The sequence below is a fragment of the Pseudomonas sp. MH9.3 genome, assembly GCF_034354675.1.
In the GTDB taxonomy this organism is placed as follows: Bacteria; Pseudomonadota; Gammaproteobacteria; order Pseudomonadales; family Pseudomonadaceae; genus Aquipseudomonas.
In genome coordinates, this window is the sequence record NZ_CP133785.1 from 4,911,042 (window position 1) to 4,925,149 (window position 14,108).

Annotated in this window: 12 protein-coding genes; 8 read left to right on the top strand and 4 right to left on the bottom strand. The window is 62.5% G+C overall.

The window, feature by feature from the left end; translation table 11 throughout:
* The first annotated feature begins 8 nt into the window (after positions 1-8).
* Positions 9-863, top strand: coding sequence for a DUF3034 family protein (locus RHM60_RS21830; protein ID WP_231423669.1), 855 nt, complete (start codon positions 9-11; stop codon positions 861-863).
* A complete protein-coding gene (locus RHM60_RS21835) occupies positions 863-1,282 on the top strand; it encodes a group I truncated hemoglobin (RefSeq protein ID WP_209989114.1) in 420 nt (139 codons plus the stop codon). Before RHM60_RS21830 ends, RHM60_RS21835 begins: the two co-directional genes overlap by 1 nt.
* 287 nt (positions 1,283-1,569) lie before the next feature.
* Here the strand turns inward: RHM60_RS21835 and RHM60_RS21840 are convergent, their stop codons facing one another.
* Together RHM60_RS21840 and RHM60_RS21845 are read right to left on the bottom strand one after the other, a co-directional pair.
* Positions 1,570-3,987, bottom strand: coding sequence for a glucose/quinate/shikimate family membrane-bound PQQ-dependent dehydrogenase (locus RHM60_RS21840; RefSeq protein WP_209989117.1), 2,418 nt, complete (start codon positions 3,985-3,987; stop codon positions 1,570-1,572).
* Between the two features lie 459 nt (positions 3,988-4,446).
* Complete coding sequence (locus RHM60_RS21845) at positions 4,447-6,465, bottom strand: TonB-dependent receptor (protein ID WP_322212771.1); 2,019 nt, start codon at positions 6,463-6,465, stop codon at positions 4,447-4,449.
* 141 nt (positions 6,466-6,606) lie between these two features.
* Here RHM60_RS21845 and RHM60_RS21850 point away from each other — a divergent pair, with 141 nt between their 5' ends.
* Together RHM60_RS21850 and RHM60_RS21855 are read left to right on the top strand one after the other, a co-directional pair.
* Positions 6,607-6,840, top strand: coding sequence for a VF530 family DNA-binding protein (locus RHM60_RS21850; protein WP_015371321.1), 234 nt, complete (start codon positions 6,607-6,609; stop codon positions 6,838-6,840).
* A 4-nt stretch (positions 6,841-6,844) separates the two neighbouring features.
* Positions 6,845-7,471, top strand: coding sequence for a Pr6Pr family membrane protein (locus tag RHM60_RS21855; RefSeq protein WP_209989125.1), 627 nt, complete (start codon positions 6,845-6,847; stop codon positions 7,469-7,471).
* Positions 7,472-7,792: 321 nt separating this feature from the next.
* On the opposite strand, the gene RHM60_RS21860 is transcribed toward RHM60_RS21855, so the two are convergent.
* Positions 7,793-8,560, bottom strand: coding sequence for a siderophore-interacting protein (locus RHM60_RS21860; protein WP_322212773.1), 768 nt, complete (start codon positions 8,558-8,560; stop codon positions 7,793-7,795).
* Positions 8,557-9,102 (bottom strand): PadR family transcriptional regulator, encoded by a 546-nt coding sequence (locus tag RHM60_RS21865; protein WP_322212775.1) that lies wholly within the window; start codon positions 9,100-9,102, stop codon positions 8,557-8,559. The genes RHM60_RS21860 and RHM60_RS21865 overlap by 4 nt, the downstream gene beginning before the upstream one ends.
* A gap of 475 nt (positions 9,103-9,577) precedes the next feature.
* On the opposite strand from RHM60_RS21865, the gene RHM60_RS21870 reads away from it, so the two are divergent.
* The 4 genes from RHM60_RS21870 to RHM60_RS21885 are packed head-to-tail and all read left to right on the top strand — an operon-like array spanning position 9,578 to position 14,088.
* On the top strand, positions 9,578-10,096 hold the full coding sequence (locus RHM60_RS21870; protein ID WP_209989134.1) for a fimbrial protein: 519 nt from the start codon (positions 9,578-9,580) through the stop codon (positions 10,094-10,096).
* A gap of 53 nt (positions 10,097-10,149) precedes the next feature.
* The gene (locus RHM60_RS21875; RefSeq protein ID WP_209989137.1) at positions 10,150-10,701 is read left to right on the top strand and encodes a fimbrial protein; all 552 of its coding nucleotides are present in this window, start codon (positions 10,150-10,152) and stop codon (positions 10,699-10,701) included.
* A gap of 19 nt (positions 10,702-10,720) precedes the next feature.
* Complete coding sequence (locus RHM60_RS21880) at positions 10,721-13,336, top strand: outer membrane usher protein (RefSeq protein ID WP_322212776.1); 2,616 nt, start codon at positions 10,721-10,723, stop codon at positions 13,334-13,336.
* On the top strand, positions 13,333-14,088 hold the full coding sequence (locus RHM60_RS21885; protein WP_322212777.1) for a fimbria/pilus periplasmic chaperone: 756 nt from the start codon (positions 13,333-13,335) through the stop codon (positions 14,086-14,088). Before RHM60_RS21880 ends, RHM60_RS21885 begins: the two co-directional genes overlap by 4 nt.
* Positions 14,089-14,108 lie beyond the last annotated feature (20 nt).

The following is a 14,108-nucleotide window of genomic DNA, read 5'->3' on the forward strand; positions in this document are numbered from 1 at the left end:
AGGCCGACGTGCGTCTTTTCCTGATCGGCTGCCTGGCCGCCCTGACTGTGCAAACCGCCCTGGCCGATAACGGCCGCCTGATCGCCACCGGCGGTGCCAGCAGCCTCGAAGGCGCGGCCGGCGGCGGCATCACGCCGTGGGCGGTACTTGCCGGTTATGGCGAACAGCACGAGTGGGGCGCCACGGCATTCGCCACCACGGTCAACCTGCCGGATTATCGCCTGGACGTGGCCGGGCTGGCGCTGGCCTATGACAACCGTGTCGAGCTGTCTTTCGCCCGGCAACGCTTTGACCTCGGCACCCTGGTGCACCGGCTCAACCTGCCGGATGACCACCTTGGCCAGGATGTGCTGGGGATGAAGGTGCGGTTGTTCGGCGACGTGATTTACGACCGTTTGCCCCAGGTGTCACTGGGCCTGGAGTACAAACACCAGAACACTTTCGATATCCCTCGCCTGGTCGGCGCCAGGCGCGACAGCGATGTGGAAGGCTACCTTGCCGCCAGCCGTTTGTTGATGGGCGCGGCCTTTGGTTACAACGTGCTGGTCAACGGCAGCCTGCGCTACAGCCGCGCCAATGAAACCGGCCTGCTCGGCTTTGGCGGCGACCGCCGCGACCGTCGCAGCCTGCTGAAGGAGGGCTCGGTGGCGGTGCTGTTCAACCCGCGCTGGGCGGTCGGCGTGGAATACCGGGAAAAACCGGACAACCTGTCATTTGCCGGCGAAAGCGATTGGGCGGATCTGTTTGTCGGCTACTTTCCCAACAAGCATGTGTCGGTGGTGCTGGCGTACGCGCGCCTCGGCGAAATCGCCACGCTGGCTGACCAGAACGGCACCTATCTGTCAGTGCAGGGGAGTTTCTGATGCGCTTTCTATCGGTTGTGCTGGCCGTGCTGCTCAGCGCCTGTGCCCAGCAGCCGCCCAGGGATGACAGCCTGTACCGCGACCTGGGCGCGATGCCCGGCATTACGCGGATTGTGGAAGGCATGCTGCTCAACGTGGCCCGTGATCCGCGCATCGTCGAGCACTTCCGGCGCGTCGATATCCAGCGTTTGCGCAACAAACTGATCGAGAAATTCTGCGTGGAGGCGGGCGGGCCGTGCACCTACACCGGGGACAGCATGGCCGAGACTCACAAGGGCCAGAACGTGACCCGCAGTGACTTCAATGCGCTGGTGGAGGATTTGATTGCGGCGATGGATAAGGAAGGCATCGCCGTACCGGTGCAGAACCGCCTGATTGCGCGGTTGGCGGCGTTGCGCGGTGAAGTGATCGAGCACTAGCCCGCGCCGTCGCACAGCAAACTGGAGATTCTGTGGCAAGCCCGCTTGTTGTGGCGAGCGGGCTTGCCCCGCGTTGGGGCGCGAAGCGCCCCCAATAAAGGAGGTCCCGATGTAGCTGACACGGCGCAGCGCATGGTTTTAGGGCTGCTGCGCAGCCCAACGCGGGGCAAGCCCGCTCGCCACAGGGATGGGGTTGTGCCTGAAACTTCTCACATTGAATGTTTATGCCCATGAAAAAGGCGGCTACCTGTTGAGGGTAGCCGCCTTTTTATGATCGCCCGTGCCGCTTAATCAGGCAGTTTGAACGCCATCACGTAGTCGCCCTGCTTGGTGCCCAGGGAGCCGTGGCCGCCGGCCATGACCAGCACGTATTGCTTGCCGTCCTTGCCGGTGTAGGTCATCGGTGTGGTCTGCGCGCCAGCTGGCAGGCGACCTTCCCACAGTTGCTTGCCGTTTTTCACGTCGTAGGCACGCAGGTACTGGTCGAGGGTGCCGCTGAGGAACGCGACGCCGCCGGCAGTGGTGAAGGTCCCGCCCAGGCTCGGTACGCCCATGGTCAGCGGGATCGGAATCGGCGAGCTGTCACGCACGGTGCCGTTCTTGTGCATCCAGATGGTCTGGTGGTTGGTCAGGTCGACCGCCGCCACATAACCCCACGCCGGTGCCTGGCACGGCAGGCCCAGTGGCGACAGCAGTGCTTCGAGGATCACGCCGTACGGCGCGCCCTTGTTCGGCTGCACGCCTTCGGTTTCGCTGACGCGCGGGCCTTGTTTGGCGATCTCGGCGGCCGGGATCAGTTTGGATTTGAACGCCATGTAGCTCGGGTTCACAAACGCGATCTGACGCACCGGGTCAACCGAAATGCCGCCCCAGTCGAACACGCCGAAGTTACCCGGGTACACGATCGAGCCCTGCAGCGATGGCGGGGTGAACGGGCCGTCGTAGCGCATGGATTTGAAATCGATGCGGCACAGCATCTGGTCGAACGGGGTTACGCCCCACATGTCGCGCTCTTTGAGCGGCGGCGGCATGAAGTTCAGCTCGGATTTGGGCTGGGTAGGGGAGGTGCGATCACCCGCCACTGCGCCTTGCGGCACTGCCACTTCGTGGATCGGCACCACCGGCTGGCCGGTCGCGCGGTCCAGCACATAGATGCTGCCTTGCTTGGTCGACGCCATCACGGCCTGCTTGACGCCGGCTTCGGTCTTGACGTCGATCAGCGACGGCTGGCCACCCACGTCCATGTCCCACAGGTCGTGGTGAGTGAACTGGAAGCTCCACTTCACGTGGCCGCTGTCGATGTCCAGGGCGGTGAGGCCGGAGGCGTATTTCTCGGATTCGTCGGTACGGTCGCCGCCGTACTGGTCGGGCATCTGGTTGCCCATCGGCAGGTAGAGCATGCCGAGTTTTTCATCCACGGCGAACATGGACCACATGTTCGGCGAGTTGCGTGTGTAGGTCTGGCCTTCGGCCAACGGGGTGGTGTCGTCCGGGTTGCCGCTGTCCCAGTTCCACACCAGCTTGCCGGTGTGTACGTCAAACGCGCGGATCACGCCGCTTGGCTCGTCGGTCGAAACGTTGTCGGTGACGTGGCCGCCGATCACTACGAGGTTTTTGGTGACCGCCGGTGGCGAAGTGGAGTAGTAACCGCCTGGCGCAAAGCTGCCGATGTTGGCGCGCAGGTCGATCTGGCCTTTGTCGCCGAAGTCTTCACACATCTTGCCGGTGTCGGCGTTGAGGGCGATCAGACGGGTGTCGGCAGTCGGTACGAAGATGCGTTTCGGGCAGGCAGTCGGCGCGGCGGCCGGGCTGGCGCTGCCGGTGGGGCTTTGCTCGGAGGCGTAGGCGGCGTCATCGTGATACGACACGCCACGGCAGGTCATGTGCGCCCACCCCTTGAAGTTCTCGGCGCCCTGGCTGCTGATCTTCGGATCGAAGCGCCAGATTTCCTTGCCGGTGTCCGGGTCCAGGGCAATGACCTGGCTGTGCGGGGTGCACACGTAGAGCATGCCGTTGACCTTGAGCGGGGTATTTTCCGCGGTGGTCTCGCCCGGGTCACCGGCGCCCGGGATGTCGCCGGTGCGGAAGGTCCACGCCGGTACCAGCTTGTGCGCGTTGGCCGGGGTGATCTGCGCCAGTGGCGAGTAGCGATCACCGAAGGCCGAACGGCCGTAGGAGTTCCAGTCGCCGTCGGCCTGGGCGGGCGCGGCGTTGGTCATGCCCGGCACCGCGTCGCGGTCGAGCTGGCCTTTCTTGACCATTACACCTGGCGTGGTGAACTGGCTGGCCAGTGCGGCGGCACCCGCCAGCACCACGGCCACGCTCAGCGCGCCAGTGCCCAGTGGCGCAGGTTGACCACGCAGCAACGGACGGCGAAACCACGGCAGCAGCATGACCAGACCCAGGGCGAACAGCAGCGCCAGGCGCGGCACCAACTGCCACCAGTCCAGGCCGACTTCCCACAACGCCCACACGGTGCTGGCGAACAGCACCAGCGCGTACAGGCCCAGCGCTGCGCGGCGGGTGGCCAGCAGCAGGACGCCGGTGAGGGTGAGGCCGATACCGGCCAGCAGGTAGTACAGCGATCCGCCGAGCATGCTCAGCTTGACGCCGCCGGCCAGCAAGGCCAGGCCCATGATCAGCAGCAAGACGCCAAGCAGCCTGGGCAGCAGGCGGCTTGGGCTCGAAGCACCATCAGTGCTCATAGTGTGTTTCTCCGTCACGTTGGAATAATTATGTAACCCCGCGCTTCACTGTAGATGACGATTCGACGCGGGCTTGGTTCAGGGTTTTTTTCTATTTCTGGGGAACGCGAGGCTTATCCACAGCCGGACGATAGATTCCCCAGACGCAGGCCGGTTTAAGACAGCGCTGTCTTTATGCCTGGGGGCTTTCGGCGAAAGGGGACGACCGGGAGGTGAAGCGTTTCAGATTGTTGCGAAGGATAATGCGGCGGGGCGTTTTGAGAAAGCGTAAATCGCAAGATGCATCATTTCAGATTTGGTAACAGTGACTGAATGTCGCGGCAAAAACTGAAGGGGATAGCGGGCTCATGTGGGAGGGGGCTTGCTCCCGATAGCGGTGGGCCAGTTGATATATATATGTCACTGACCCACCGCTATCGGGAGCAAGCCCCTCCTGCAGGGGGACCTGCGGTGCGGGCGTTAGAAGGTGGTGCGCACGCCGACCTGCACGCTGCGCCCCGGCGCCGGGGCGATGTCGCGCAGGATCGAGCTGGCGTAGCGCACGGTCTGGTTGGTCAGGTTTTCACCGTTGACGAACGCCAGCCATTGGCTGCCGCCCATGTTGAAGTGGTAACCGGCGCTGGCGCCCAGGGTGGTATAGCCGTCGGTGCCGCTTTCGTTGTCCGGCACGCGGCCCTGGCCGGCGGCATGTTCCACGTCGATGCGTGCCTGCCAGCGTTCCAGTTCCCACAGCAGGCCGCTGCTCATGCGTAATGGCGCAATGCGCGGCAGGGCTTCGCCGGTGTCGAGGTTGGTAGCTCGGGTGTAATCGCCCGACAGTTCCAGAGCGAACTTGCCGTAGGCGCTTTCGCCGAGCTTCCAGTGATCCTGGGCTTCGAAGCCGGCGAAACGGGCACGCACGCCGGAGTAGGTGTACTCGGGAATGCCGCTCGGGTCGGCTTCGCCTTCGTCGTTCAAAGTGCGACCGGTGCCCAGCAGGCCGATGTAATTGGAGAAGTGGCTGTAGAACACACCGAAGCTGCCCTTGTGGGTGCCGTTGTCGAAGCGCAGGGCGAGGTCGCTGGACACCGCTTTTTCTTTCTTCAGGTTGGCGTCGCCCAGTTCATAGGTGCCGGTGGCGACGTGCGCGCCGTTGGCGTACAGCTCGTAGAAGGTCGGCGCGCGCTCGGTGTAGCCCAGGGTGGCGGCCACCGACCAGATGGGGGTCAGCCTGTACACCGCGCCCGACGACAGGCTGCCGGCGGTGAAATCATTGCGGTTGTCGGCTGCGGCAAAGCGGGCGTTGCCCTTGGCATCGGGGTCGACGCTGGTGTGTTCCAGGCGCCCGCCGAGGCTGAGTTTCAGGCGCTCGGTGGCCTGCAGCTCTTCGAGAATAAACAGCGCGGCGGCATTGGTGTCGGTCTGTGGCACGAAGGCTTCTTCGCCCAATGCCGAGAATTCGTTGCGCGTTATCTGGGCGCCGACCACGCCGTCGAGCGGGCCGATGGGCTGGTGGCGCGCTTCGACGCGGGCCTCGTAGCCCTTGTTCTTGAAGATCGTGCCGGTCTCGCCGCCCTCGATTTCGCGGTGCTCGTAGTCGGTGTAGCCCGCGTCGAGTTTTACCGAGGTAAACGGGCCTTGCAGGTTGCGGATCTCGGAGGCGAAGGCGTAATGGTCCTGCTGCATGCGGATACGCACCGCCTGTTCGGCCGGCGAGCCGTAATTGGCGTCGTAAGTGCTGTAGGACAGCCCGGCATACCCGTCGTCCCAGGTGTAGGAGGCGCCCACGGCACCGCCGTCCTGGCGCCCGTCGCTGTTGCCCAGTCGCCCGTCTTTGCCAGGGCCGTCCTCGCTGACCGGCGCGTGTCGGCTGCGTGCGAAACCGGGGATCTTCAAATCGTCGAATTCCCGTGCGTTGGCGTCCAGGTGCAGCGCGAAGGCGCCGTTGCCGGCTTCCAGTTTGCCTGCGCTGCTGCGGGTGGTGTCGGCGCCGCCGTAGCGCAACTCGCCGGCACCGTGGATGCCTTCGATGGCTTCGGTGGGGATGCGATTGTCGAAGGTGTTGACCACGCCGCCGATGGCGCTGCCGCCATACAACAGCGCCGCCGGGCCGCGCACGATTTCCACGCGCTCGACATTGACCGGGTCCAGCGGCACCGCGTGGTCGTAGGACAGCGACGAGGCATCCAGCGCGCCGACGCCGTTGCGCAGGATGCGAATGCGGTCGCCGTCCTGGCCGCGGATGATCGGCCGACTGGCGCCCGGGCCGAAGTACGAAGACGATACGCCCGGCTGCTTGTTCAGGGTTTCGCCAAGGCTGCCTTTTTGTTGCAGGGTCAAATCGTCGCCTTCGAGCACGGTGGTGGGCGAGGCGAGCTGTTGGCTGCCCAGCGGGTTGCCGGTGATGACCTGGGGTTGCAGTTCGAGGGCGTGGGCTTCGGAGCAGATCAACAGGGCGGCAGCGAGTGGGGTCAGGCGCCACAAAGAGCAGAGAGACATCGTACATTCCTTGGTAAAACGTTTGATATTTGTAGTTACAATATAACATCTCTTTTTTCGCCGGGAAGGGGAACTTTTTTACCTGGATCGGCGCGGTGGTAAGGTGTACACCCTCGTGATCATTTCCCTGATAGGCCCCGCATGACCGCAACACACAACGACCCTCTGCATGGCGTGACCCTGCAACACGTCCTCACTACCCTGGTGGAACACTACGAATGGTCGGGCCTTGCAGAACGCATCGATGTGCGCTGTTTCAAGAGTGACCCGAGCATCAAGTCGAGCCTGACGTTCCTGCGTAAAACGCCGTGGGCGCGGGAGAAAGTCGAAGGGTTGTACGTCAAACTGATGCGCACCAAACGCCCGCTGGATTGAGCCGATGAAGCGTTTCATTGCGGCGGCGGCGTTGGCCGGGTGGGTAGGGCTGGCGATTCAGCAGTACCTGATTTTCCATTCGCGCTGGGAGACCGGCGCCAGCCTGTTGGGTGGGCTGGTCAATTTTTTCAGTTTCTTCACGGTGCTCACCAATACCCTGGCGGTGGTGGTGCTGAGCTATGCGCTGGTACCTCGGAGTGGCGCCGCCAAAGGTTTTTTCCTGGCGCCCAGGGTCAGCAGTGGGGTCGCCGTGAGCATCGTCTTCGTGAGCCTGGCTTACAACCTGCTATTGCGGCATTTATGGAGCCCGCAAGGCTTTCAGTTCATTGCCGATGAACTGCTGCACGACGTGATGCCGCTGCTGTTCTTCATCTACTGGTGGCGCTGCGTGCCCAAGGACTCATTGCGTTTCAAGCACATTGCGGGGTGGGTGATCTACCCGCTGGTGTACTTCGGCTATGTGCTGCTGCGCGGGGATTTGCTGGGACAGTATCAGTACCCGTTCATCGACGTGGGCACGCTGGGTTATCCACAGGTGTTTGTGAATGCCGCAGGCATTCTGCTGGGGTTTGTGTTGGTCGCGCTGGTCATGGTGGGGCTGGGCAAGTATGCGAAGACTTGCGCGAACTGATGGGCAGCAGCAGGCGCTATCTCAGGCAACCAGCGTGTTGTGATGCGCGGGCTTGTTGTGGCAAGCCCTAATGCCGTTCAGTTAAGCGCAGCTCCCCTGTGGCGAGCAGGCTTGTCCTGCGTTGGGCTGCGCAGCAGCCCCAAAGCCAGGCGCTGAGCCGTATCAGGTACATCGCGTTTTGCTCGATTGGGGGCGCTTCGCACCCCAACGCGGGGCAAGCCCGCTCGCCACAATAAGCCCACAAAATTTCCTTAACTGAACGGCATTAGGGCCAGTCCGCTCGCCACACAATGACATGTCGAGTCTTTCACAGGGGCGGGCTCAGGCTTCGTCGCTGCCTTCCGCGCGCCAGTAGCCGGCGGCCTTGAGGAACTCTTCGTTGACCTGATGTGTGTCCAGCAGCACGCGGCGCAGCTGGCGCGATAGTCTGGATTCCGTGGCGACGAAGCAGTACAGCGAGCCATCCGGCAGCGTCAGCTGCTGCACCGTATCCAACAAGTCATCGCGGCCACGTATGACCCAGATCACTCGTACGTCCGCCGCACTCTGCAGGGCCTGCTGCTCCGCTTCATTCTCGATTTCAATCACCGCCAGCACCTGGCGCCCGGCCGGCAGTTCTTCAAGGCGTCGGCCAATGGCCGGCAGCGCAGTTTCATCGCCGATCAGCAGGTAGCTGTCGAAGATATCCGGCACGATCATCGAACCCCGTGGCCCGCCGATATGCAGGTGCTGGCCGACCTTGACCTGCTCGGCCCAGGTGGACGCAGGGCCATCGCCGTGCAGTACGAAGTCGATATCCAATTCACCAATGTCCAGGTCAATGCGCCGTGGTGTGTAGTCGCGCATGGCCGGTTGCGGGCCGTCGCCCTTGACGCTGAACGTCGGGCTTTCCAGTGCGGCCTGTTCGGCGGCGTTCTGCGCAAACAGCAGTTTGATGTGATCGTCGCTGCCCAGGCTTACAAAACCCGCCAGCTCGGGCCCGCCGAGGGTGATGCGGCGCATGCGCGGGGTGATGTCGATCACGCGCAGCACCTCGAGGCGACGGCGTTTGATTTCATGGGTCACGCGATGGATGGCTTGGGTATTCATTGGTCCTTCCCGTCGGCAATGGCTTGCGCGGTGCGATTGAGCAGCGCCGCGACACGTTCGATTTCTTCCGGGCTCCAGCGCCCGTGGTGTGAGTGCAGGGCATGACGCACGTTGTGCACCGCCTCGTGGATCTGCGGCGGGCGGTCCTGGCCACGCAGCGAGCGCTTGCTCACGTCGATGCGCATGCGCACCCCGTCCAGGGCCACCGCCTGCTCGCTTATGAAGAGACGACCGGCGTCGGTGATTGTGTAGCGTTTTTTCCCGCCTTCGGCGTCGCCGCTGATCAATTCGCTCTCTTCGAGAAAGGTCAGGGTCGGGTAGATCACGCCGGGGCTCGGGCTGTAGGCACCGTCGAACAGGCCCTCGATGCGGCGGATCAGGTCGTAGCCGTGGCACGGCTGCTCGGCGATCAGCGCCGGCAGCAGCAGTTTCAGGTCACCCGGTGCAAACACGCGGGGGCCTCGGCCCCCGCGTTCGCGGCCCGGGCGTCTTTCAAAGCCGTCGCGGCTGTCGTGGTGGGGAGGATGATGATGCTCTTTCATGTGTCTGCTCTCCGTCATGGTTAGATACAACTTAAGATATATCTTGAAACGGAAGCAAGCCGTGCTGACGGACGGTCACGCAGCCTTCTAGGCGCGTTCATATCTGGATACGCGTTGTTTAGTTCATCTTAGTGCAACTTGTAATACCGTTCTTACAGTCGCTGATAGACACTAATAGTTCTCGAAAACTTCAAGTAGTCCATTTCTTACAGTCGAATTCAAAGTTTTGGCAAAGTGCCAGTTTTTTCCCATAAGTTGTATTGACTTTCGACTACTCGAGTAAGCGAAAGCGCCTGCTTACTTCACACAAGTAACTCGGGATACTTCTCCGGCGCTAATCGAGCGTCCTGTTGTCAATGCAACTTGTTGGAAAACACGGAAGCCTTTCCGTGTCACTGGTCCTCAACGCCCGTAGTTCGCGGGCAGCGGGGCCGGGCTCTCTTACTGGCATTTTTATTAGATGGATATGTGCAATATGAAAACCAAAATGAAAACCGCGCTGTTGGCTATCGGTTTGTTGGCAGGTTCGGCGTCTGTTCAGGCGGCTGACGGAACAGTAACGTTCACCGGTTCAGTGCATTCGGGCGCCTGCTCCATCAAGCCTGAGTCCGTCGATCAAACCATTCCGCTGGGCGCGATCGCCAAGCATCAGTTGCAGTCGGGAGGTCAATCCAACCCTCGGCAAGTCCTGATCAAACTCGAAGGCTGCGACTTGTCCGGCCTCACCGACAACACCGTAACCACCACCTTCACCGCAGCACCGTCGACTGTCGTACCGGGTGCGATCGGTACCGTCGGCAGCGCCGGCGGCGTGGGCATCATGATGAGCCACGGCGGCAGCCTGGTTGAGCTGGGCAAGCCTACTGCGCCGCAGATCATCAGCACGGGTGACAACACCCTGGAATTCGGTGCCTACGTGAAAGGCGCCGCCACCGACCCGATCATTCCGGGTGATTTCAGCGCCGTCACCAACTTCACCCTGGCTTACCAGTAAGTCTGTTCCCCCGCCGCACCGGGTGCGGCGGGGGAATCTGGCGGGAGATAAAGGTGAAAACATTCATAAGTCTCGCTGTCGCCTGCTCCCTGATGAGTTTCACCAGCCTTGGCATCGCAGCGTCCCAGGGCGAAGGGATCGTCACATTGGGGGGGCAGGTGATGGACTCGGCCTGCGGGCTGGAACTGGCCAGTCGTGATCAAACCATTGAAATGCCGCCCGAGCCTGTCGGTCGCCTGTTGCGCAATACGCAGGGGGACCCTCATCCCTTCGAGCTGCGCCTGGTCAATTGTTCGTTGAGTCGCCCCGATCCATTCCGCCCCGGCGGGAGCCTGCCGGATTGGGAGCACCTGCGTGTGATGTTCGACGGTGCCAGCGACATGGACGGGCGCTCCTTTGCGTTGTTTGGCGAATCCCAGGGCGTTGCGCTGGATATCACCGATGCGGACGGCCACGGCAGCGTTCCAGGTGAAGCCATGCCGCGCAAACCCTTGGTTGAGGGCGACATGACCCTGCACTTCACGCTTCGTCTGGTGGGTAACGGGCGCCCGATAGTTGTCGGGCCTCATCGTGCCGCTGTGCGGTTCAAGTTGGAATACTTTTGAAGAATGATGGGTTGCTTGCATGTGGAATACGTCGAAGGTCAGAAATACGCTTCGCCCCAGTCTCTTTGGCGGGTTGATGACACTGGCAGGAACAGCGCTCGGGGCTGGGGACATCGAGTTCAATACCGACGTTCTTGATCTGAGTGATCGCACCAATATCGACTTGTCTCGGTTTGCCCGCAGCGGGTTTATCCTGCCGGGTACCTACCCGATGGTCGTGCAGTTGAATGGCCAGTCTATTCCTGAGCAATCGGTGACGTTCCATGCACCGGATGATGATCCGAAGGGAAGCCAGGCCTGTTTATCCGCAAGCCTTGTCGAGCAGTTGGGCCTCAAAGCGGCCGCAGTGGCCAAGTTCACCTGGTGGAAAGGCGGCGAGTGCCTGGATCCGCAAAGCCTGCCCGGTATGGAAGTCAGTGGCGACCTGGCCACCTCCACGCTGAGCATCAGTCTGCCCCATGCCTACCTTGAGTACAGCACCATCAACTGGGACCCGCCCGCGCGTTGGGACGAAGGCGTTCCAGGGCTGTTGGTGGACTACAACCTGACGGCACAGTCCAACTACCGGAGAAACGACGGCACCCGAAACAACCTGAGTGGCAACGGTACCGTCGGCGCCAATGCCGGGGCCTGGCGCGTGCGCGCCGATTGGCAGGGTCGGGTCGAGCGCGCCAACGAAGGCGCGTATGGCAATCAGACGCTGGAATGGAGTCGTTTCTACGCGTATCGCGCCATTCCTGCACTGAAGGCGCGCCTGGTGGTGGGCGAGGACTACCTGTATTCGGACCTGTTCGACAGCTTCCGCTTTACCGGGGCGTCGCTCAATTCGGATCAGAGTCAGTTGCCGCCAAACCTGCGCGGTTATGCCCCCGAAGTGGTCGGGGTGGCCAAGACCAATGCCAAGGTCATCATCAGCCAGAAGGGCCGCGTGCTCTATGAAACCCTGGTGGCCGCCGGCCCGTTTCGTATCCAGGATCTTCACGATGCGGTGACGGGTTCGCTGGATGTGCGGGTTGAAGAGCAGGACGGTTCTGTGCACAACTTCAAGGTCGATACCGCCGGCGTGCCTTACCTGACGCGGCCCGGGCAGGTGCGGTACAAGCTGGCGGCCGGGCGACCGACCAACCTTCATTACGGCTCTGACGGCAACATGTTCGGCACCGGGGAATTCTCCTGGGGCGTCAGCAACGGCTGGTCGCTGTTTGGCGGCGGCATGACGGACAACAATTATCGCGCGCTGTCCGTCGGGGCCGGTCGCGACCTGCTGGCCTTCGGCGCTGTGTCGGTGGACGTCACGCAGTCCCACACCCAACTCTGGGGCGATACGCTGACGGGCAAATCCTACCGCCTGCAATATTCCAAGAACTTCGAGGAGTACGACAGCCAGGTGACGTTCGCCGGTTACCGCTTCTCCGAGAAGAACTTCCTGAGCATGAGCGAATACCTGGACGCCCGCCATTACGGGTTGAACGGCGAGCGCGCAGGCGGACGCGGCACACTCAACGAACACGGTGAATACGTCGAGAGCTGGAAGCCGATCGGCGGCAGCAAGGCGCTGTACACGGTCACGGTCAACAAGCAGTTTCGTGATCTTGGCGCTACGGTCTATGCCAGCTACAACAAGCAGACCTACTGGAGCCGGCCGGACACCCAGCGCTGGAACCTGTCGCTGTCGCGCTACTTCAACGTGGGCAGCGTCAAGAACATGAGCCTGTCGCTGAACCTGTACCGCAGCCAGGAATACCAGCACCAGGACAATGGCATGGCGCTCACGGTGAGCCTGCCGCTGGGGCGCACCGGCACCCTGTCGCTGGATTCCAGCCGGGCGGGTGGCAGCAACACCTTTTCATCGCGCTACAGCGACCGCCTCGACGAGCGCAACAGCTACCAGTTGAGTGCCAGCAACCGTTCGGCCAGTGCGTACCTGAGCCACACGGGCGATCAGGCCGACATCGACCTCAGCGCCAGCACGCAGGAAGGCGATTACCGCACCCTCAGCGTATCGGCTCGCGGCGGTGGCACGCTCACGGCACAGGGCGCTGCGCTGCACCGTACCGGCAGCACTGGCGGCACGCGGCTGATGGTCGACACCGGTGGTGTGCCCGATGTACCGGTGCGCGGCTACGGCTCGCCGACGCGCAGCAATGCGTTCGGCAAAGCAGTGATTTCCGATATCAGCAGCTATCAGCGCACGGCGGTGAGTGTCGATCTCGAACGCTTGCCGAGCAACGTCGAAGCCATGCAGTCGGTCACTCAACTGACGCTTACCGAAGGGGCCATCGGCTACCGATCCCTGGACGTGATTGCCGGAGCCAAGGCGATGGCAGTGTTACGCCTGGCCGATGGCAGCGCACCGCCGTTCGGCGCCACGGTAAAAAACGTCAAGCAGCAGGACACCGGCATCGTCAATGACGACGGCAATGTCTACCTCAGCGGCATCCAGCTCGGGGAGTTGATGATCGTCAGTTGGGGCGGACGCGAGCGCTGCATCCTCACGCTGCCCGACGTCCTGCCCGACGATGGTTTGACCGATGCCCTGCAACTCGGCTGCCGCCCGGTAGCCGCTGAACAATCCTCGCCCGAGCCAGCCGCGCTGCCCGGGAAGCACCTCGACATGGAGAACACCGCCACATGATGCTCACTACGCGTTTCACCCTGCTGGCCCTGGCGTTACTGGCCTTGAGCAACAGCGCCTTCGCCGCCGTTGGCCTGGACCGCACCCGCGTGATTTTCGACGGCGGCAAGGAGGCCACCAGCGTCAATATCACCAACAACAATACCCAGCTGCCCTACCTGGCCCAGGGCTGGATCGAAGATGAGAGCGGTAACAAGATCACCTCGCCGCTGATCGTGCTGCCACCGGTGCAACGCCTGGAACCGGGCAAGCAGAGCCAGGTGAAAGTGCAGGCGCTGCCGGCGGCCAAATTGCTGCCCCAGGACCGCGAGACGGTCTACTACTTCAACCTGCGCGAGATTCCGCCACGCAGCGAAAAGGCCAACACCCTGCAGATCGCCCTGCAGACCCGGATCAAGCTGTTCTACCGGCCGCAAGCGATCACGCCCAGCCAGCAGGACTTGTCCAACCCCTGGCAGCAAAAGCTGACCCTGACCCGCGAAGGCGAGCATTACAAGGTCAACAACCCGACGCCGTATTACGTGACGCTGGTGGATGCACGCAGCACCAAGGAGGGTAAAACCCTGCCCGGTTTCGAGCCGCTGATGGTGCCGCCAAAAGGCGCACTGGCCCTGGGGCCGACGGCTCAGTCGCTGGGCAATGCGCCTTACCTGGCCTATGTGAATGACTACGGCGGCCGCCCGGTGCTGGCCTTCACCTGCACCGGCAACACGTGCACGGTCGACGTGCAAGCGTCAACGCCCACTCAGTAATGCCTGCCGCTGGAGAACGT